The 19,356-nt window shown below is 57.5% G+C and carries 13 protein-coding genes; 7 read left to right on the top strand and 6 right to left on the bottom strand.

Annotated elements, in window-relative coordinates; genetic code table 11:
• Positions 1 to 317 (top strand): RNA recognition motif domain-containing protein (locus BGIM_RS0146430; protein WP_315849835.1); only part of this gene is annotated, 317 nt, incomplete at its 5' end.
• Between the two features lie 356 nt (positions 318 to 673).
• Here BGIM_RS0146430 and BGIM_RS0146420 read toward each other — a convergent pair.
• From BGIM_RS0146420 to BGIM_RS0146410, 3 genes are all read right to left on the bottom strand, one after another.
• Complete coding sequence (locus BGIM_RS0146420; RefSeq protein WP_020476393.1) at positions 674 to 2,818, bottom strand: hypothetical protein; 2,145 nt, start codon at positions 2,816 to 2,818, stop codon at positions 674 to 676.
• Positions 2,819 to 3,141: 323 nt separating this feature from the next.
• Entirely contained in the window at positions 3,142 to 3,771 is a 630-nt protein-coding gene (locus BGIM_RS0146415; protein WP_157369985.1) for an RloB family protein, read from the bottom strand.
• Positions 3,752 to 5,041, bottom strand: a complete 1,290-nt coding sequence (locus BGIM_RS0146410; RefSeq protein ID WP_020476391.1) for an AAA family ATPase — start codon at positions 5,039 to 5,041, stop codon at positions 3,752 to 3,754. Before BGIM_RS0146410 ends, BGIM_RS0146415 begins: the two co-directional genes overlap by 20 nt.
• 428 nt (positions 5,042 to 5,469) lie before the next feature.
• Here BGIM_RS0146410 and BGIM_RS0146405 point away from each other — a divergent pair, with 428 nt between their 5' ends.
• Positions 5,470 to 5,961, top strand: coding sequence for an HNH endonuclease (locus BGIM_RS0146405; protein WP_052640292.1), 492 nt, complete (start codon positions 5,470 to 5,472; stop codon positions 5,959 to 5,961).
• A gap of 735 nt (positions 5,962 to 6,696) precedes the next feature.
• Here BGIM_RS0146405 and BGIM_RS0146400 read toward each other — a convergent pair.
• Positions 6,697 to 8,070, bottom strand: coding sequence for a DUF1552 domain-containing protein (locus BGIM_RS0146400; RefSeq protein ID WP_040892393.1), 1,374 nt, complete (start codon positions 8,068 to 8,070; stop codon positions 6,697 to 6,699).
• Between the two features lie 9 nt (positions 8,071 to 8,079).
• Positions 8,080 to 10,005, bottom strand: a complete 1,926-nt coding sequence (locus BGIM_RS0146395) for a DUF1592 domain-containing protein (protein WP_202947413.1) — start codon at positions 10,003 to 10,005, stop codon at positions 8,080 to 8,082.
• 408 nt (positions 10,006 to 10,413) lie between these two features.
• Here BGIM_RS0146395 and BGIM_RS56365 point away from each other — a divergent pair, with 408 nt between their 5' ends.
• Positions 10,414 to 10,794 carry a transposase gene (locus BGIM_RS56365; RefSeq protein ID WP_020476387.1) on the top strand — a complete coding sequence of 127 codons (381 nt, stop codon included), beginning with the start codon at positions 10,414 to 10,416 and terminating at the stop codon, positions 10,792 to 10,794.
• 148 nt (positions 10,795 to 10,942) lie between these two features.
• On the opposite strand, the gene BGIM_RS66290 is transcribed toward BGIM_RS56365, so the two are convergent.
• Positions 10,943 to 11,173 (bottom strand): hypothetical protein, encoded by a 231-nt coding sequence (locus BGIM_RS66290; protein ID WP_020476386.1) that lies wholly within the window; start codon positions 11,171 to 11,173, stop codon positions 10,943 to 10,945.
• Between the two features lie 792 nt (positions 11,174 to 11,965).
• Here BGIM_RS66290 and BGIM_RS0146380 point away from each other — a divergent pair.
• From BGIM_RS0146380 to BGIM_RS64430, 4 genes are all read left to right on the top strand, one after another.
• Positions 11,966 to 13,492 (top strand): hypothetical protein, encoded by a 1,527-nt coding sequence (locus BGIM_RS0146380; RefSeq protein WP_020476385.1) that lies wholly within the window; start codon positions 11,966 to 11,968, stop codon positions 13,490 to 13,492.
• Positions 13,493 to 14,380: 888 nt separating this feature from the next.
• Positions 14,381 to 14,554, top strand: coding sequence for a hypothetical protein (locus tag BGIM_RS66790; protein ID WP_202947412.1), 174 nt, complete (start codon positions 14,381 to 14,383; stop codon positions 14,552 to 14,554).
• A 2,364-nt stretch (positions 14,555 to 16,918) separates the two neighbouring features.
• The gene (locus BGIM_RS0146340; RefSeq protein ID WP_157369982.1) at positions 16,919 to 17,167 is read left to right on the top strand and encodes a hypothetical protein; all 249 of its coding nucleotides are present in this window, start codon (positions 16,919 to 16,921) and stop codon (positions 17,165 to 17,167) included.
• A 1,477-nt stretch (positions 17,168 to 18,644) separates the two neighbouring features.
• Entirely contained in the window at positions 18,645 to 18,980 is a 336-nt protein-coding gene (locus BGIM_RS64430) for a hypothetical protein (RefSeq protein WP_157369981.1), read from the top strand.
• Positions 18,981 to 19,356 lie beyond the last annotated feature (376 nt).

Raw genomic sequence — 19,356 nt, 5'->3', positions numbered from 1 at the left:
AAGGCCCAAAGCGAGTACCTGTGAGCAAGAAGTTGTACGTCGGGAATTTGTCATTTGATGTCACCGAATCCCATCTCAACGAGATGTTCGGCGCGTATGGCGCGGTCAAGTCGGCCCAACTCATCATGGACCGGGACACCGGCCGGTCAAAGGGGTTCGCGTTCGTCGAACTGGTCAACGACAAGGAAGCTGACGCGGCCATTTCCGGACTGAACGGCCAGATGAACAGCGGACGGGCGCTGACCGTGAACGAGGCCAAGCCGAAGGAAGACCGACCCCGCAGCGGCGGGTATGGCGGTGGTGGCAACCGCTACTGATCCGAGTCGCAGTATAGTTCATGAAAGCCTCCGTCTTGCATCGGCATGTCGAAGGCTTTTGTCGTTTCTGGGTTCGGCGTTTCTCGTTTTAATGCTCTGTGGGAAACCATCGCGAAATACGTCGATGACGTGTGCTTCTGTTGGGGATCGTCTAGGGCAGACTGGTAGGGGCGTTCATGGTGGTTGGTTCGGAGTTGGCCCGTTGATGCCCTGATGCGGTCCGACATTGTAATGTAGGCATGGCAAAGGATGCTGGCCCAGGTCAACCAGAAGAAGGCCGGGTCGCTGCCGACGGACGCAGAGAAGTTGGAGTAGGCGGCCATTGTGACTGATCGGCCATCGAGATGAAGGCCAAATTATGTCAGATGAAGCAACCGGAAAAATGCCTCATTCCGTCGCTTGGCGTCGAGCAACAACTTCTCATACGAAATAATCTCAACGATCAAGTTGTACGTGTCGTGGTAGCTATAGAACCCCTTTTTGTCCGGCGTCGGCCGAAACGACCTCTGCTCAACAAGATTCAAAAGCGTGTCCGTCAGGTCGCAAATGATATACGCATAAATCACGACTTCACTGGCGACGACACGCTTCCGGCCATCGCAAGAGGCTAGGTTGCCCCTCCGAATATCTTTCGCGATCGCCAGAATCTGGTCAATCGGATTCTTCTTCTCTCCAGGGCCATAATCATCGCGGCCCGGCCGCTTGAACTCAATCAATGCGATTGATTTCAGAGCATCGGGATCATCCGTCGTGGCGAATGTCGGGTCGAAAATGACAATGTCGGGCACGCGCTCGCTGGAGGACAGGAACCCACGGAGCGTGTGCAGCGGCTTGTCCGAGGCAAGCAGGCGGTGAAACACCAGCCTGTCATCAATCAGCCACAAATTCGCAATATCCCGGACGGCGGCACCGGAGCCGCCGGACGGCAAACTGTCTGACGTCTCGAACTGTGGAAAAATTATGTTGTGAATGACGCTCTCAAACGCGTTCTCATTCTTGTCGTCCGTTCCGAGGTTGTTTGAGAAAACTTGCAGGACAGCTTTTCTAGTGCAAACGTACTCGGCCAGCGCGGAGATGTTGTGCGCATTCGCTGCTTTGGAAATTTTCTCGATCAGGTCGGCCCGGAGCGTTTCAACTTGCTGATGGGCGGGGCTTTCGCGAACAATCTCCCGGACCAATTTCTCCATTTCGTTTCGGCTGTCAATTTTCGCCTCGTACAGAACGAGTTCGATGGCGCGTTTCGACGGCTTTCCTTTGAGCCGCTCAAGATTTTTCTTGGCCAGTTCAACAAAAGGCCGGAACTGCGGTTGCTCGCACGCGACGAAGGTGTCCAACTGCGCCTCTTTCCGGCGGCGCACCTCAGAGAGATGTTCGGAGAGCCGCTCGCGCACCCGTGCCGTGATCTCCTTGCTGAGTTCCCGCTTGGAAACGCCCTCGATGTCATCCTGCGTGACGCCGGCGGCCTTCAGGATCGCCGCAGCACCCACTTCGTCCTCATCCTCGCCTTCCTCAAGGTCCGGGGCAAACTTCAACCCTGTCCGCTCGTCATCCGCAATCTCGTCCAAGTACGCGCCCGTTACATACCCCTGATACCGCAAGCTCCCTTGGTCTGACACTGCGAACACCGCCGTCCGGCTGACTTCCGGGATCAGAACGTTCAACCCCTCGCTCGTCACAAGTCGCCCGTTCGCGCAAAGATTGACAGCGTTCCCTCGGCAAATCATCGACTTGACGAAAAGGTGATGGAGGACAAACGTGTTCCCACGAATCTCGAACGCTTCTTCCACATGCCGATTGCCTATCAACTCGCCATAAAGCTCCCCGACATCGACCACCTCTCCGCCATCGCTATCCTCGACGGTCAGCGACTGGCCGCGCATGACGGAGAAGTGCAAGAGAAAATGCTCAAGGAACTTCGCGGCGAGATGGCTTTGGGACTGGTTAAGTACCTTGACTCTCTCGCTTTTCGGCGCCATCAGGCGCACCTTGGTGCCGCACACCGCCCCGTCCCCGGCCGGCTTCCCCAGTGTTTCCGCGTCATTGACGCCATGGTTTTCTTTCGAGAACGTGAACACCCGACGAAGGCGGGCGTCCCCCTGCTGGTACACGCTGTCGATTTCCGCGCGGTCGAAGATGTGGAGCCATAGCAGCCGACCGACCCCCTTCCCGGCCGACTTGTGCGTGGAGTCAGACTTCTTAAACGACGCTAAATTCTCATCCGTGAACCCGACGCCATTGTCTTCGATCTCAAAGCCAGCCAACTCGTATTCCGGCTCCTTGTCGTACAGTGGCATGTACTTCGGCCTGCGCAGAATGCGAACGTTGATGCTCCCCGCCTCGGGCCGGTCGGCAGTCGCGTCAAATGCGTTGGCGATGGCCTCGAAAAGGGCTTGTAATGGGGCGGCCGCTGTGATGCGCACCTTCCGGAGTCGTCCGAGAAAATCCACATCAAATGACATGACGCTGCTCTGCGAGGAGGCGGGAGTTTGGGCAACCAACATGACATTTGCTCGCGGTTCAGGTTAACCTGCAAGAGCAAAATCTGTTGGTTGGGACCGAGTGCGCGAAAACTCTAATTCAACCAATTGATTTTTACGGCTGGACAACCCATCTGCCATGCAGGTTGTCGAATGTTTCCAAATTCGATCCGTGAGGGCGGTCGCAGCATCAACCGAAAGCAATTCCCGCCCCGAATTCCCCCTCTTGCCTCTGGTGAATGGGGGAAGACCGTCAGCCATCTCCGTATTTCGTCGTGGGTATCATTCGACGGCATACCCCTCGAATGTCAGGCTTAAACGGCTGACGGCGAAAAGGGATCGGCAAATCACGAATTGATGATTGCATCAGTGAGCAGGTGAAAACTTGTGCTCGGATTGTGATCGTGCACCGGCTTTTTTATGTTCATCAAAACCTTGTAAAGCGCCACAGCCCGCCTAAAGGCATCGGGGTATCTTGAGTGAAAGTCTTTTTCGTAATTAACGTGCTTATCATATCCTGTGATATATTCTTCAAGCATTTCTTTGAGGTGGGCGCGAGATTTGAAGCCTGGTTGTTCTCTGAAATGAAGCAGCAGCCACAATTCGAATGCTTCATTTGTGAGGGCGACTTCTATTTTACTATCCCGCGCTTTTTGAACCGCTTCCGGTATCCGTTCATGCTCGTCTCTGTCAAAAACACACCAAAACGAGTCGAAAATCACATCGCCATCGCCGTTTCTTTTGGACTCGCTTTCCGCGACCACCTTGAGTTCCTTGGCGAACTCCACAACTGAGATCGGTGTTCCCTTGGCCTCTCGAACTATTAATTCTACCCGAGGGTTTCTGATGACCCTTACCATGCCTTTGAGGTATTCTGGCTCTGTAAATTTCCCCTCGCATATAATGAAAATTCGATTTTTGGGCTCGCGGGAAGCCGTGTTGCGAGCTGGTTTGCGGTCACGATTTCGGTTGCTCATGTTCATCCACTCGCATGTTGGCAAAATTTCCTAAGAAAGGGATGGCACCGTAGCGTCCTTGCAAATAACCTCGTTCCAAATTCTCTTCTTTGCGGGGCGTAAAATCAGTGAGAGGATATACTATGCTAGCCCCTTCCAAATCTTTTTCTGCCAGCCATACCTGATCCCTTCGCAGAGCCGGATCGCCGATTGTCGTGCCAAGCAAATTCGTATCGTGTGTCGTAAAGATCAACTGGGCGTTATGAGGATTCCTCGCCGGGTTGTTAAACAAGCTCACAATTTCAATCGCAAGTTTCGGATGCAAACTTGACTCAAGCTCGTCAACGAGCAGCGGGGTTCCCGTGTGAATGGATCGAAGTATAGGAAGAGCGAGATTGAAAATCGTCCTCGTCCCTTTCGATTCTTCTTCCAGAGGAAGCCAAGACTCATCGTGCGAACTCAGATGCTTGAGCAACAGATTCCGTGATTTCCTCCGCAATCCTTCCGAAGAATCGTTCTTGATGACCTTAACATCCGTGATTCCAATGTCCGCATTTCGAACCAGATTCAAAAATTGCTCAGACAGCGCATCAACATTCCATTCATCATCGAACAATGTCGGCTGCCGACCCTCCTCGAACAATTGGTAAACAGAAAAAGGAATGGCAGGAATTGTAGGGCGCTGCCCGACAGATACCCCATGCACACCCCATGACCTGAACCAAGTGTAAATCGGGGAAAGTTGCGGGTGTCTGTTTTGAACAGCCGCAGAAAGGAAAAGCGAGTTCGGTCGGGTGAACTCCTGAATCAGCTTCTTCTCTCCGACAAGATGTTCTTTGAAGGAAAATTCATTGCCGTCTCTTTCGTACCAAACCTGCCTTCGACCTTGCGGCCAGGCGTAAAGCCATTCTTCCTCAATGGCCTGGTCGGTGGCAGAGAATCCGAATTGGTACCGCACCCCTTCAATCAAAAATGTAATCTCAAAAACTGAAGGCTCGTTGCGAGTAGGCCCCCAGGCAAACGGGTCTCTGGGAACTCCACCATCCGGCATCCAGGCGCGATGAGAATCAAGAACCACAATTCGCATGTACGCCATTGCACTCAACAAGTTCGTCTTGCCGCTCGCGTTCCCGCCATAAAAGCAGGCAACTGGCAGCAAGCCAGCGTCATATCCCGGCACCTTGCGCAATCGAGGGTCTTCTTTCTCCCCAGCGCGTGACACTCCCTCCAAAGTAAAAACTTGCTCGTCTCGTAATGAGCGATAATTTTTAGCTCGAAATTCGATGATCATGGTAATTCTCCACCCTTGCCTAAACTACCACATCTCTGCAACAAAGAGAGCCAATTTGCGGTTTTTCTGCGCAAAAGCCATTTCAACTGCTGGTATAGGCTTTTTGAACTCCAAAGAAAGGCATAAATTCTTACATGAAATTGTTTGTCAGACTAATTATGCTTGATGTGTACTTCATCTGTAGGCATACGAAGCACCATCTCGTCTGGTGGGTTGGTTCAAAAAGGTGATTTTCGGATAAAGTGATTCAATGAATGGTGCCTGTGAAATGCATCATCTCGAAAGGGATCGAGAGTGAATTTCCGAAATCCGCTACACCTACAGCCACACCTGAAATTCAAAACCGCCTAGTTAGAAATTGCCAGCCAACGCAACTGCATACAAAATAACCGCTTGCGTTAGGTTCAATTCCGCTCTACGGTCGCCGGGTGGAAATTGACCTGACACGCGGCCTTGTGGCCATCATTGATGACGAAGACTATCCGCTCGTGAACCAGCACAAGTGGCACGCGAAGCCCGCCTTGCGCCGGAAGGACAAGTTCTACGCGGCAACGATCGTCAGGGACTTGGAGACGGGGAAACAGCGTACGATCAGGATGCACCAGTTAATCTTTCCGGGGGCTCCGGAAGTGGACCACCGCGACGACGACGGATTGAACAACCGCCGGAGCAACTTGCGCCCGTGCGGCCAATCACAGAACCAAGGGAACGCCCGTCCCCGGACGGACGGGAAAATCAAATACCGCGGTGTCAGCCCGATGCCCAACGGCAATTTCCAAGCACGCATCGGCTACAAAGGAAAGGTCACACATCTGGGCGTTTTCGCTACTCCTGAAGAAGCGGCAGGGGCTTGGAATACGGCGGCGGTGCTGCGATTCGGTGAATTTGCGCGGCTGAACGTGATCCCCTCGCCGCACTGATTCGAAGCGAAGAGTCAAAATAGTGTCTCTTCGTGCGAATCATGTGAAGCGAAATCCCTTAAAACACAGGTTTCCGAAAAACTGCTACACCTAGAGCTACACCTGAAAATAAAAACCCGCCGGATGAAAATTGCTCGTCAACACAAGTACATACAAATAAACCAGTTGCGTAATAAAATTCAAAGAGCCATCCGCAAGGACAGAGCTTTGCTAAAGCGGTGCTTTTGACTTTTAAAAGAAGAGCCGTTCCGTCTCATTTGTGTCCGCAAAAGGGACGGAACTACTCCTCCGGATGAAATCGAGCAACCCTTGTCAATGATCTGGCGAATTGACGCATCTCGGTTATTCTTCAGTCCGCTGCCTGCTAACCATTGTATCAAAGGATCGGATCCATTTTTGGGAAGGGTTTGCCTCGGTTGAAGCCCGGAGTGTTTCAGAGCGACTGCATATTGACGTCCGAATCAGGAGAAGCAATTCAGGCTGATACGCCCCCGACGGCCTGGCCATGACGACAAGGACGACCACGACGGGAAACGGATGAAACCGTCCTTTGGAGACTGCGAGGATCGGACGATTTCGGCAGGACTTCAAATAACTTGGGGCCATGCCACTTGAGACGATTCCAACCCAAAGGGGTTTTCAGCATGCGAATGAGAATCCGGCAGATGGCCTTGGCGGGGTGCCTTCCGTGACGATCCCGGCGGATCGGGGGCAACCGTCGGCATGTCATTCCGTTTATCCGTTCATCATTTCCTTGATCGTCTTGGTGGCGATGCCGATCGGGCGGTCGAGAGGGACGCCCATGCAAGCGAGGAGCGTCGTAAGCAGGTCGCCTTGATTGCCTTTCGTGGTGATGAACCGGCCGGTTTTCAGCGAGCCGCCGCCGCCCCCCGCGATGATGAAGGGAAGATTGTCACGGGTGTGATCATTGCCGTCTTCGAGGCCGGAACCCCACATCATGATGCAGTTGTCGAGGAGCGTGCCGTCACCTTCCTTGATCTTTGCCATCCTGATCACCATGTGGGCGAACTGGGAAATGTTGAAGGCGGTGATGGCCGCCACCTTGGCCTTCGTCTCGGCCTTGTTTTGGTGGTGGGTGAAGGAGTGGTGTTCGCCCAAACCGAGTTCGGGATAGGTCACGCCGTTCGGCGTCGAGCCGATGTACGTGCTGACGCGCGTGGTGTCGGTCTGGAAGGCGAGCACATTGAGGTCGCACATCACCCGCATGTATTCGCTGCGTTTGTCGCCAACGGGGATTTTGATTTCGATGGGCGCCGAATCAGAGGCGTTGCGCCGGCTCGGGCCAACGCCTGCTTTTTCAAGGGCGGCATCTTTCTGGCGATTTTCAATCGAGGCAATTCGGCGCTCGACCGCACGGACGCTGTCGAGGTACTCATCGAGCTTGTGCCGGTCGTCTTGCGGGAGTTTCTTGCGGAGATCGCGGGCGCCGCCGATGACCAGATCAAGCATGCCGCGGTCGAGGGGGTCGTGCCGGGGCGCCGTGCCGGGCTTGTCGGCCTTGCCAAACAATCGATTGAGAACATTGCGGGGATTGATCTCCGCGGGCACCGCCTGGGTGGGCGAGCGGAAGCTGCAATGCGAATAGTACCCTTCGTTCAATCCTTCCTGATTCTCTTTGTGCGTCTGCGGCATCGTCGCCAATTCCAGCGAGGGCAACGAGGTAAACCCGCCGACGTGGTTCGCGGCAATCTGATCGGCGGAGATGGCGATGTCGATCTTGTTGCGATGATCGGCGTTCGGCAGCGTCGCCGTCAGCCACGTCGAGAGTTCCAGTGCGTGCGGGGCGCCATTGAATGGCTTGATTGGCACACCGGAGATGCCCTTGACCATGAGGCATTGATTCAGCACGGGGCGCAGGGCTTCGATGGCCGGCGGCGGCTCCGTCAGAAACTTCTCCGGGCCGGCCGGCCAGAATTGATCCATGATGACGCCGTGCGGCATGTACATGAATCCCAATCGCACCGGTGGCCTGGCGGGCTTGCCCCCGGAGTTCTCGGCCCATCCGATGGAGTCCAGCAGGGGCAGCGCCAGCGTCACCCCGATCCCTTTCAGACAGGCGCGGCGGTCGAGCACGGTGTTCTTTGTCATGATTGGCACTTATTTGATCCGGCGGTGGGTGAACGGATAACTGGTCACGACTTCCGTAATCAACGTCTGCATGCGGTCGTCATCCTTGCCGAGATTCTCCAGCAGACGATCAACGACAATCTGATCATACCCTTCCAGTTGACGACAGAGGGCATAGGCGAGCAATTTCTCGGCCAGATTGCGAGCGAGATCGTCCTTGCGTCCGGCAATGATTGCCTTCAGTTCCTTGGGTGAGCTGAATTTCTTGCCTCCGGGCAGTTCTCCGCGGGCATCGATGTCGCCACCGGACTCATCCTTCACCCGCCAGCGGCCGATGGCATCGAAATTTTCCAGCCCGAAGCCGATCGGATCCATGATCTTGTGACAGTTCGCACAGACGCTATTCGTGCGATGCAGTTCGGTGCGCTGACGCAACGTCAGATTCGCGATCTTGTTCTTGTCCTGCTTTTCCAAGGCGGGCACGTTCGGCGGCGCGGGCGGAATATGCTCGCCGAGCAATTGCTCCAGAACCCACGCTCCGCGTTTCACCGGACTGGTGCGTTCGGGGAAGGAAGTCATCGCAAGGGTGGCGGGCATGCTCAGGATCCCGCCGCGATTGGCATCCTTGATCCGGACCCGCCGCATTTGCGGGCCGGAGATCTTCTCCTGGAGTCCGTAAATCTTCGCAAGGCTTTCGTTGACAAAGGTGTGATCGCCGTTGATGAAATCGAGGATGCCACGGTTCTCGCGAATGATGCTGTCGAAAAACAACCGGGCTTCGTCGTACATCGCCGTTCGTAACGCGGGGGTCATCTCGGGGAACTTCGCCGGGTCGAACCGTTTCTCCCTCAACCCGGATATCCCGAGCCATTGCGCGCCAAAGCCATCGAACAAGGCCTGCGAGCGCTTGTCCAAAAGCATTCGTTTCACTTGCGCGCGCAGGATGGCCGGATCGTTCAGTTTTCCACGGTCGGCAAGGGCCGAGAGCTCCGCGTCCGGCATCGTGGACCACAGGAAGTACGATAGTCGCGACGCGAGCTGATAGTCATCGAGCGGAGCGATGGACTGATTCGCCGGCGGTTCCTTCGCCGGCGTGATGAAAAGGAACTGCGGCGACACAAGTATCGCTTTCAACATCAGTCGCAACGACGCCGGGTGGTCGAGTTTGTTCTCGCGAGCCAGATCGAAGACACTCAACAACACTTCGATTTCTTCATCCGTCGCGGGCCGGCGATAGGCGCTCCGTGTCAGCGAACGGGCCGCGTTCTTCGCCGCCGCCCGCGGATCGGCGCCGGAGGCGGGCGGCGCGCCAAAGAGTTGTTTCCACCTGTCGGTGGCCGGCCCGTCCCCGGGGCCAAGCGCCCGGTTCAATGCCTCGTTCGCGATCAACAGATACTGTTCGGTCTGCAACGGGGAAAGGGTGTTCAGATACCCTTCGCCCGGCACCTCGTCCGGAAGCTCCCTGGCGACCGAAGGATCGACGCCCAACAGGTCTCGCAGGGTGTTGCCGTATTCCGTCTTGTTCAATCGGCGGATGACGAAAGCTCCGGGATCCTTCGGATTGAGGTATTTGACCTTCGGAATCCATTCGACGAACTTCCGTCGTTCCTCGTCCGCCGGCTGCTTTGCGGCGTCTTCCGGCGGCATGGAATGGTCTTTCACATTGACCAGGGTCGATTGCCATTGCCTGCGAAATTCCCCCGCGCCGGGGCGCCCGAACACGCTCGCAAACGACACGTCGCCTTTCTTCTGGTTCTTGTCGCCATGGCACTCGGTGCAGTAGGCTTTCAGAAACGGAGTGACTTCGTCACGAAATGTTTTGAGTATTGCCGCCCGCTGCCCGGGCGTCACAGCGTCCTCATCCCCGGCAAGAACAATTGACGCGCCCCCGAAGCTCAGCCCGATGACGGCCGCAACGAGAAACGAGGTGGTTAAAATGCGGTTCAAAAAAATCACGAAATTCTTCGCTGGCGGTGAATGGTTGATGGCGGGGCGGGCGCTGTGATTGCACGCCTCCAAACCGATTTTTCCGGGATGACGGCTCCGGGGAGATCAACGACGGTTTCAGATCAGTTTCCGTCCGCACGCGGTCCCCGTCAAGCATATTCCTCCTGTCCGTGACGCGATCCGGCTCCGTTCGGCGATCGGAAACCGATCGGTGTGCCTCCGCCACCCGCCCCGAGCCCGATTCGCCCCCCCGAAACGGCCGTCGAGACGTACTGTTCCCGCGGGCGATACCGCCGGAACACGTTCCCTCCCATCCCCCCGTGTCACCCCGTGTCATCACGAGTCGCACGCCACACGCACCGTCGATCAACGTAACCGTCCGGCCAAATCCCCCATCCGCTCAATTAATTCGAGCGGATGGGGGATTGGCCGGACGGTTACCAACAGGCATTCGCCGATCACCTGCGACATGTCGGAAGGATCTATCCCAAGGACCGTCATCCGTCGGTGGTCCTGTTGATCGACAGCGCCCCGTGGCATCGGGAAAAACAGGCGAACGAGGTGCTGGCAGAGAATCCGCATCTGCGATCTGAGCGGTTGCCAAGTGACAGTCCGCAGTTGAACTCCATCGAACGATTCTGGAAGAAATTACGTCGGCGGGCGAACCACAACCGACTGTTTGACACGGTGGCTGACCTGAAGTCATCCATTCGATCAAGTGTGAAATATTTCCAGAGTGTCCGGAGCACGGTTCGAAGTTTGATCGAGGGGCGGCCCAAACCGAGGGGTATCAAATGAGACATGCTCCGTGGGTTCATGTATGAGAATATTCTCCCGGTGACGACGGCCAGGGCGCTTTCCAGGACTACCAAACCGCCGTGCCAGACCAGCGCCTTCAGCAACGGGGCCGGATCCGGTTGCCGACCTGACGTAACGGGTCCGACTGTCACAGGATCCAGTCCCGAGCGCCAATATGAGCGTGAACATCAAAGAACGCTCCCTCGTGCCACGCCACCCCCGCCGCCGTCAGGCTGGTCACGGCGGCAATCCGGGCATCGCTCAGGCCAGCGAGGATTCGGGCTTCGATCTCGGTCCGTCGCGGGCCGGCGGCTTCCCGAACCTCCAGGACCTCTTCCAGTCCGGGCCACCGCCCGGCCAGTCGATCCCGCTGTTTCACGGACCGGCAGCGAGCCGCTTCCCGCAGGCAGGCGGCCAGCTCAATGGTCGTGGCATCGTTCTTTCCGGGACAAGCATCGTCCCCGGCGAGCGACGACGGCCGCCGCCAGCGCCAGTCGGTCAGTCGGCGGGGATTGCCCGCCTGCGTCGACGCCGGTCCGGCTCATCATGCGTGTTTCATTCCTTGTCTCCGGTTGAAACTTCCATTCTGTTGGTCACCCACGCCTTCTAACAGGCCCTTCAAACACTCCCGGTCAATAGGACCGACACCATCGTCCAAAGGAAACGTTTCAATGATCCGAGCAGATTCCCGAACGCATGATCCGGGGTCGCGATCAATCCCCTCCGAACACCCAATTTCGACAACTCCGGCCGAGGGTAATAAGCGCTTATTAGAATTAGATTCACCTCCCCGGCGGTCCGCGACGACGAGACGCGGCGATCAAACCATCCGACAACCCGGCCAAGATACTTGACTCTGGCAATACCTTGGCGGCCGCCGTGACTTCAGCCATGACAACCAACCATCACGATCTGATCGCTCTCATGCGACCGGAGAACTGTCGGGGGTCGCCGTTCATCAGCCCGCCATTCAGCCTGTCGGAGAAGCAGGCGGGATCATTGGCATGAATGTCAGAAATCACAACCTTGCTTGGGACGATTCGCATACCATGTGTCTGGTCGAAGGCGGCATGCCTGAGGCGGTGTTCATGTTGGCGTTGTTTACCCCAATCGTGCGTGTCTCGGGGGTGTGGCGTAAACCATGCGATCACTCTTTTCGACGGAGACGACCATGCCATCTGAAAAACGTCCGTCTGCCGCTCCGACGGCGACAACGGATCGGGCGACGAAAGTGATCGTCACCCGACACGGCATCCACACTGTGGTCAATCCCTTCATCCGGGATCTGTGGAAGGATCTGCACACTTTTTCCCCGGAGGCCGACGGAACCATCGTCTCGTATCCGCTCCTGCGTGTGATCCGGCCCGGGGAGCCGGCCGGGTTGTTCGGACATGCGGGCCTTGAGGGAGTGATCGTGGACTGGTTGCAAAAACACGGCCACCACATCGTGTTGGAGGGGACGAGGCCGGCTGTGCTGCCAGCGCCGAGCCTTGGATGGCTCTGTCGGCAGCCCTGGCCGACGGATCGGGCGATGCTGGATTTTGTCCGGAGACGGGAACGAGGATTGATCCGGTGCGACGCCAGCCGGGTCGATCCGGCCCGGCTGGCGGGGCAGGCCGCCCGGGCCTGGCCGAAAACCATGCTGGTCATGACCATGGCCTCGCCGGCCGGGGCTTGGACGCTGGGCGGCCGGTTGCGAGCATACGAGGACAAGCTCCGGATCCTCGACGACAATCATCCCCGGAATGAGACCGCCCGAGTGATGGTCGCCGACCACGCGAGGCTGGGGGAGGAGGCCCTCGTCCTGGACCGTCGCGACTTCTGGTTCGCCCTCCGTCCGGAAGAGTTGTTTGCCTCTCCGGGACCGACGATCCAGCAAGGATTTCCCCAAGCCGGGACATGCCGCCTGTTCGGATTGCTCCCTTTGGATTTTTCTCCGAGCCCGTTTCAGAAATGCCTGCTGGCGTCCGTATGCGGCCGGGACGAGATCATCGTGCGGCAGCACGGCCACGACCCCCGGCCGGCGGACGTCGTGTTCCTGCCGACCTCGGCGGGTCCGTTGCCGGGGAAGAACATCCCGGACGAGAACCTCAAGCGGCAGGGTCTTTGGGATCACCCGGTCCGAAATCAGCTGATCTGCCGACTGGCGGATCTGTTCCAGACGGGCGACATCAAGGCAATTCGGAGGGAGTTTCCGATGATGGCCGCGATGACCGCGGCCCGACTAACGGGCCGGGTTGCCATTCGGGTCGGATGCCTCGACCATGCCCAGGCGATCCTCGCCCTCCGGCCGGAACTGTCACTGATCGGCGACCGGTCGTCGGGAGGACAGGCCGCTCATCATCCACGGGTCTCGACAGCCTTGAAACGGGAGGTTTCCGGCTCCCGGCTTCATCTCGCGGTCGGGGTGTCGAAATTCGCCGGGCCACCCTCGTCCGTACTGATCAACGCCAGCCTGGCGGCGCCGCCTGAATCGCCGGAAACGGAGTCCGGTTTTGGCTGTCCGGAGGGCCGGTTGCTGGTGATAGATTTCCAAGACGAACACCATCCGCGGCTAAGGGAGTGGTCCAAGGGCCGCATGCATGCCTGCGACGACGCGGGATGGAAGGTGGCCGGCGGAGCGGTCCCGTCGCCTTGGGAGCGGTTTCAGGCCGACCGCCTCCTCGCGGACCCAGAATCACTGACGCGGTTGACGTAGACCGGCCCGGGCGACGAGTCGCTTCTCAAGCAATCACATTGACTCGTACGATCTGAAGCGAGCAGACCGCCGGTCAAGGCGACACGGCATCTGGCAAGAAACCTCGGAACGAAGCAAAACAGCCCCATTGCCTTCCCGGAGACATTTGACGGATGAGCGAGGTTCGCTGCTGACAGATCCTCGCGACTGGCCTGGCCGACGGGCGGGTGTCGGCTGGCGGATCACACAGACTGGCTGAATGTTCAAGCGGCCGAAAGACCCAGGCATTCAATCGGACCGTTCAACACGCACAAACTCACAGGCTCTGACAAAACCTCTGGCACGCGGCTTGAACGATCAACGGGCAATCTCATTCGGGAAGGTGGCGACTGTCATCCTCAAGCCCGAATGCTTCGGCTATTTTCGACTTGGCCGCGCATCATTTCCCGCCGGAGCAACTTTTCGAACTCGAAGGCGCCCGACCACCCTTCAGCCAACGCGTCATGATGAACATCCTCTGGTTTGCTCTGGCCACCGTCTGACATTGGGAGGATCTTCACCCAAGCTGCGTTGTTCCGGCATTCCTGCCCGCCGCCGCCTGTGTCGTTGGGAAGAGACGGGGGTCTGTGATCGTTTGCACGCCGACCTGTTACGGATGATGCGACAGGCAGGCAAACTCGATCCCGACTTGGTGATCGTTGACGTCGTGATCTTTCGGGCCTTTTGGCGGCGACGAGTTGACCGGTCTCACTCTGTGGGTCGCCGGAAAAAAGGCATGGAAACACAAGCCAATGGTTGACCGGCACGGCATTCCACCGGCCATTCACATTCACGCTGCCGGGGCCCAATGTCAGCAATCACCGGCGGATCATCCCGCTGGTGACAGGCCAATCGGGACGGCCCAATCGGATGCCCGACGAATTGTACGCCGACCGGGGCCATGACAGCGACGACACCCGCGCGCCGTTGGCTTGGTTGGTCATCGAGCCGCGCATCGCCCGATGCAAAAACGCCGCATGGGAGCGAACTCGGGAAAGTCCGCAAAGCCCGCCGGGTGGCGGAGCGAACCATCAGTTGGCTTAAAAGACCGCGTGAGATGCGTGTCCGATATGACCGTCCGGATGTCTTCCAAGATGCCTGGCATACCCTGGGGGTGTGCTTCATTTGCTTTCGGATCCTGCATGACGATGACACGCAAGCGAACTAGGTTTTATTGAAGCCTGTTCAACGACTCGATCAGGACGTCAGCGTGCTCGGGCTCGGTCGCTTGTGGTGCGTTCATGTCTATAAGCGTCACCGATGGCAACCGATGACGCAATTCACAATCCTTGTTAGCTGAGTGACTGAGATTTGAGTAAGCGCATACTCGGAGCATCAGAAACGACGGGCAGGCTATCTGGCTCGATCCCCGCCTTCTTTCATCAGGTTAAACCATCTCGCCCCCGACGATGTTGGCGGAATCGCCGGAAGTGATTTTTGGTGTCATAAATGCCCTGAAATGACACCAAGGAGCCGGCAAAAGCCCCGACGCGAGACTCCAAAAGCCCGTAAACCGGTAAAAGTGGCTCAAAACGCGTGGCACATTTGGGGGACTTATGCCGGTTATTAAAATGAGGACGCGCCCCTAAATGGCGTTTGAGTTTCGGTTTTGGAAACTCCGAACGAGTTTGGATGCGGTGAAAACGAACGACGTTCAGGCGGATTGACGGCTGATTCCAGCGTTTGCGGAAGCGGGGCGGCCGCGATCTCCCGATGTTTGTCACCCTCCCGCATACCACTTTGACTCGGGAACCGGCCGTCTCCGGCTCCTTTGATCACTGCTTCGGGGCCGGACATCACAAGAAATCCGACCATGAGGACGGCTTTCGCCGCCCCTCGCCAGCGTGAGTCGGCCGACGCGTGTTGCCCGTTTGCGCTGTCGACGCGGTCCTGCGTCTTTCATTCGTCGTCTCTGTTTGAATTCTTCGCACGGTGGGTTTACGCCGCTTACGGCGGGCACTTCAAACGACCACCGGTCAATTGCGACCGAGGCTGTCGGCCGGAGAAGGGAAGGAAGTTTGTTCGTGATCCGGGCGGCTTCTCAAACTCACGATCCGGCTTCGAGACCGCTCTCAACTTCCGAGTTCAACACCTCCGACGGGGGGGGTAATAAGCGCTTATTAAAAGCCTCACTTCACCGATCCGCGACGATGATCAAACTGTCCGGCAACCCAGGCGAAACAGGTGCATCGAAAGCCACTTTGCCGCCGACACAAATCTTGCAGCTGACAACCTATTGTCACGCGCCGGTCTCTTCCGCACTGCCGGAAAACCCTCGAAACCCATTGTTCATCCACCCGCCATTCAGGCCGTCAGAGAGCCAGCGGGATCATTGGCATGGCTATCCGGAATCTCGACCGGACTCGGGACGTAGCGTCCGCCATGTGCTCCGTCAACGTTGGCTGTTTGATGCGGTTTTCCATCAGCGATGATCGCTCCTTCCGTTCTCGCTTCGGACGAGTGGCCGGAACCATGCGAACCCCGCCTTTCCACGGGGATGTCTATGCGAACTGAACGTATTCAATCCATCACTACAACAGCGACAAAAGTGATCGTCACCCGTCACGGAATTCAGACCTTTTCCTCGGAGGTCGGCAGGACCTACGTCGCCCATCTGCTCCTGCGAGTGGCCCGGCCGGGGGCGCCAGCCGGACTGCTGGGACATAAGGGCCTTGACGACGTGATCGTCCAGACCAAGTTGTTCGGTCGCTTGACGATTTCCAGTTGCCGAGGATGCAAAACGACATTTTCGTAACCATGCTGCTGGCTTCGATCACTGGGCTGTTGATCGGCGCCCCGTTGGCCGACTTGCCGTCATGGATCGGGACGATCTAACTGAATCCCCGTCGAAACTGGACGCTGAAGCGTTTTTAAAGTTCCTCGTCATCGCGCGTGGGCGATGATCGGCGGCTCCACGCCGTCGAGGAGAATCCCAAACACCCGTACCAACAACATTTCGCCCAGTCCGGGGGTGGTTGTCGTTGATGAGAAACATCGCCTTGGGCGAATCAATTCAAAAGTGGTCAAGAAACCTGACATCAGGTCGGCCAGGGCGTTGCAGAGGTCGGCGGCCGGAGAGAAACACAAACACGACTGGCAACCTTCTCAGCATCGGCGGCTGCCGTTCCAACGGAGACAAACTGACGTCGAAGCCCTGGCACAAAACCGGGCCGGGGCCCGGGCCATGAACGGGCATCCCCGCATTGGCAGCCACGTCACGACAAGAGGCACGAGCGTCTTTCAACCAGTCGCAACGTCCCAACACACCGCACGACACCGAGATCAGACGGTATTTCTGGCTCCGCCCGTGAGACAGTCTTTGAGTGTGTGAAGGACATCCGCGCAAGCTCATGCCTTCGAAAAGCACCCGACCTCAATCGGCTTTCCGAAACCCGGGGGATCGAGGCGTTGATTCCCGCACCCCTGAATCTCAGCCTGCCGGTCAAGACGAACATGACACTGCGGTCGCCGGAGAGGACCACACAACAAGCCGAGGTCGGCGAGTCCTCACTGATTGTCTTCGTCGACGGCAATGGGCGCCACAGCACGATGGCGAGGCACGTATCCGTCCCGCGACACGTCAAATTTGGAGGGGCTTTTGACGGCGAATCGGATTCCACGATTCGGCTCACGGCCCCGAAGATCAATGCCGAATAATTGGCCAGTCGCAGCCGGGCGAGCCAGGAGTTCGCATTTGAGTAAGCGTTTACTCAAATGGCTCCGAACCAGTTCATCAAACACTGCTCAAGTGACCCAATTCATGCCGATGACAACGGACCGATGGCGGCAATTCAAAAATGATGATGATGAGGGTTGAGCTTTGAAACAAGCGATCGCGAGGCCTGGGCCATCGACAACCCGTCATGGAACTTAGACTTGCTTCGGGAAAATTTCACGGCTCCGGGATTCAGGTCCCGATCATTATCGTCCGGCGTCTGTCTGACAGCCGGGATCTTCAGGCACGCAATCGTTTCCACTTTGACTTCCTACTTCATAACCGCCGGGATAACCATGCGGCACGGACGACCCTCAAGTCAATCCAGTGGATCCTGGCATTGGCAATTGCGACGATCAAGGTCGGACCCGCCTGGAACATGCCGCTCGCAACAAGACGACGGTCGCCGGCCCGGAAGCCTTGCGCCATCTCCTGATTCCGCCAGAAGCGATGAAGCCGATCAACAGATTTCGCACCAAGCAGATCCGCGGCAGAGAGAGGCCGCACTCAGGCGGGAGAGCCAGACAGGACCGCTCCGAGGGAGCGGACAGGAAGAGCACGGAAAGACGTCCCGGCGTGCAGTGTCGCCGACCGGGACCAGTTGCTGTCCCGTAGCCCGTAGGCTCGGGTAACGGGTCCCTTGTCGCCGGACTGGATCAGGACGACATGTGCGAATGGTTCGATATCAAATGTCCCGAACAGCCCGACGGTTAAATGAAATCGGGGAGCAAGAGCGAAAGACGAAGGAGCTTCGGTCGGCGTTGAGGGAGACCGGTTTCGACCTGCGTCAATTTGGTTGCGACCAAAAGTAAAGTCGGCACGGCCGTGTCGTGGATTGGAAAAGACGAAAACAAATATGCCTTGGCTTCGCGTCGGTTACCAACAAAGGCAAAGACGGCACGGCCGTGTCGTGGCAAGACGAAGAATGCGCCGCGTACCCTTTCTTCTCTTCTTTCTTCAGAGGGCGGCCCGGCGGCAGCCAGAGGCCGCCCGTCACTCTTTCGTAAGAAAGAGAGTACGCTAATCACGAATGTTACCCTATACACCAATAGACAGCGACGTACTCTTGTGTGCTGTGTTTAATAATACCCATGGGTAACTATGCGTATTAACAAGTCTGCACAAAACAAGATTTTTTTATGCTTTTTGACTACAAACCGCTCACCGTCTTCGCGCGATCGAGCTATCTGGCGGCTTTTGACTGTGTCTTCCGCCCGACGCTCACAGACACCCCGATGATCGACGGGGCCGGCGACCTGATTCCGCTGGTCGCGGCGGCCATGAACGACTTGTGGACCAGATGGAATGGACTGGTGTTCGCCCTTCAGAAGCTGGGTCACCCATCGGAGCCGACGATCATGGAGGCCAACTACTTGGCGAACGGTTCGGCGTTCGGCGTCTCAACCAAACAACAAGGGCATGACATACAGTCAGATGTTTTGCCCTTTCTGTCATGCCCGCAAATACCTGATCACCCAGTTCCAATCCTTCGAGAAGCAGATCAAGAAGTCGCCCAAGAACTCCGTCCTCGTCGGCTTTGAGTTCGCCATTCCGATGCCGGAGAAATGGGGCGGCCTGTCCGCGTTGAAATACCTGATCTCGCACGACCGGACGGGCGAGCGGGATGCTTTTGGGGGTGAGTTCGGCTTCATCAACCACCACGTGGACCGGGTCGAGGATGTCTGGCGCCTAAATAGCTCCCACGTGGAACGAAAGTGCGAGTTTGCCGAAAAGCGGGTCTTGGCCCTACGGTAGTTGTTACCACACAAACCGCCGCAGGACGCAAGCCCCCATGTGTTGTATCACTCTGACGCCGGCCGACCGCGCCGCCTTGCTTGATCGTTTCGCCACGGCCCCGGACCATGCCTCCCGGCAGCGGGCCGTCATCTTGTTACTGTTGCACGCCGGGTCACGTGGGCCGTTGTCACCGCCGGCCTTGGCTGCTCGTCGGCGACGGTGGGCCGATGGGCCGGGCGTTATCGGGCGAACGGGATCAACGCCCTGGCCCTTTCTCCGCGATCGCCTCGTCGCCTGGCGGCGTGGGCGGCCATCCTGGTTGGATGGGTGTTGACCGGAAGCCCCGGTGATTTTGGGTTTGGCCGGAGCCGGTGGTCATGCGAGGCGGTCGCCG

Origin of the sequence: Zavarzinella formosa DSM 19928 (assembly GCF_000255705.1) — a bacterium.
Taxonomy (GTDB): domain Bacteria; phylum Planctomycetota; class Planctomycetia; order Gemmatales; family Gemmataceae; genus Zavarzinella; species Zavarzinella formosa.
Note: the sequence above shows the minus strand (reverse complement) of the source record. Positions and strands in the feature narration are given on the sequence as shown.

Coding starts and splice junctions, on each gene's coding strand:
- BGIM_RS0146420 (WP_020476393.1), bottom strand. CDS start 2,818: ATGTTGGTTGCCCAAACTCCCGCCTCCTCGCAGAGCAGCGTCATGTCA.
- BGIM_RS0146415 (WP_157369985.1), bottom strand. CDS start 3,771: ATGAGCAACCGAAATCGTGACCGCAAACCAGCTCGCAACACGGCTTCC.
- BGIM_RS0146410 (WP_020476391.1), bottom strand. CDS start 5,041: ATGATCATCGAATTTCGAGCTAAAAATTATCGCTCATTACGAGACGAG.
- BGIM_RS0146400 (WP_040892393.1), bottom strand. CDS start 8,070: ATGACAAAGAACACCGTGCTCGACCGCCGCGCCTGTCTGAAAGGGATC.
- BGIM_RS56365 (WP_020476387.1), top strand. CDS start 10,414: ATGGGGGATTGGCCGGACGGTTACCAACAGGCATTCGCCGATCACCTG.
- BGIM_RS0146380 (WP_020476385.1), top strand. CDS start 11,966: ATGCCATCTGAAAAACGTCCGTCTGCCGCTCCGACGGCGACAACGGAT.
- BGIM_RS66790 (WP_202947412.1), top strand. CDS start 14,381: ATGCCCGACGAATTGTACGCCGACCGGGGCCATGACAGCGACGACACC.
- BGIM_RS64430 (WP_157369981.1), top strand. CDS start 18,645: ATGACATACAGTCAGATGTTTTGCCCTTTCTGTCATGCCCGCAAATAC.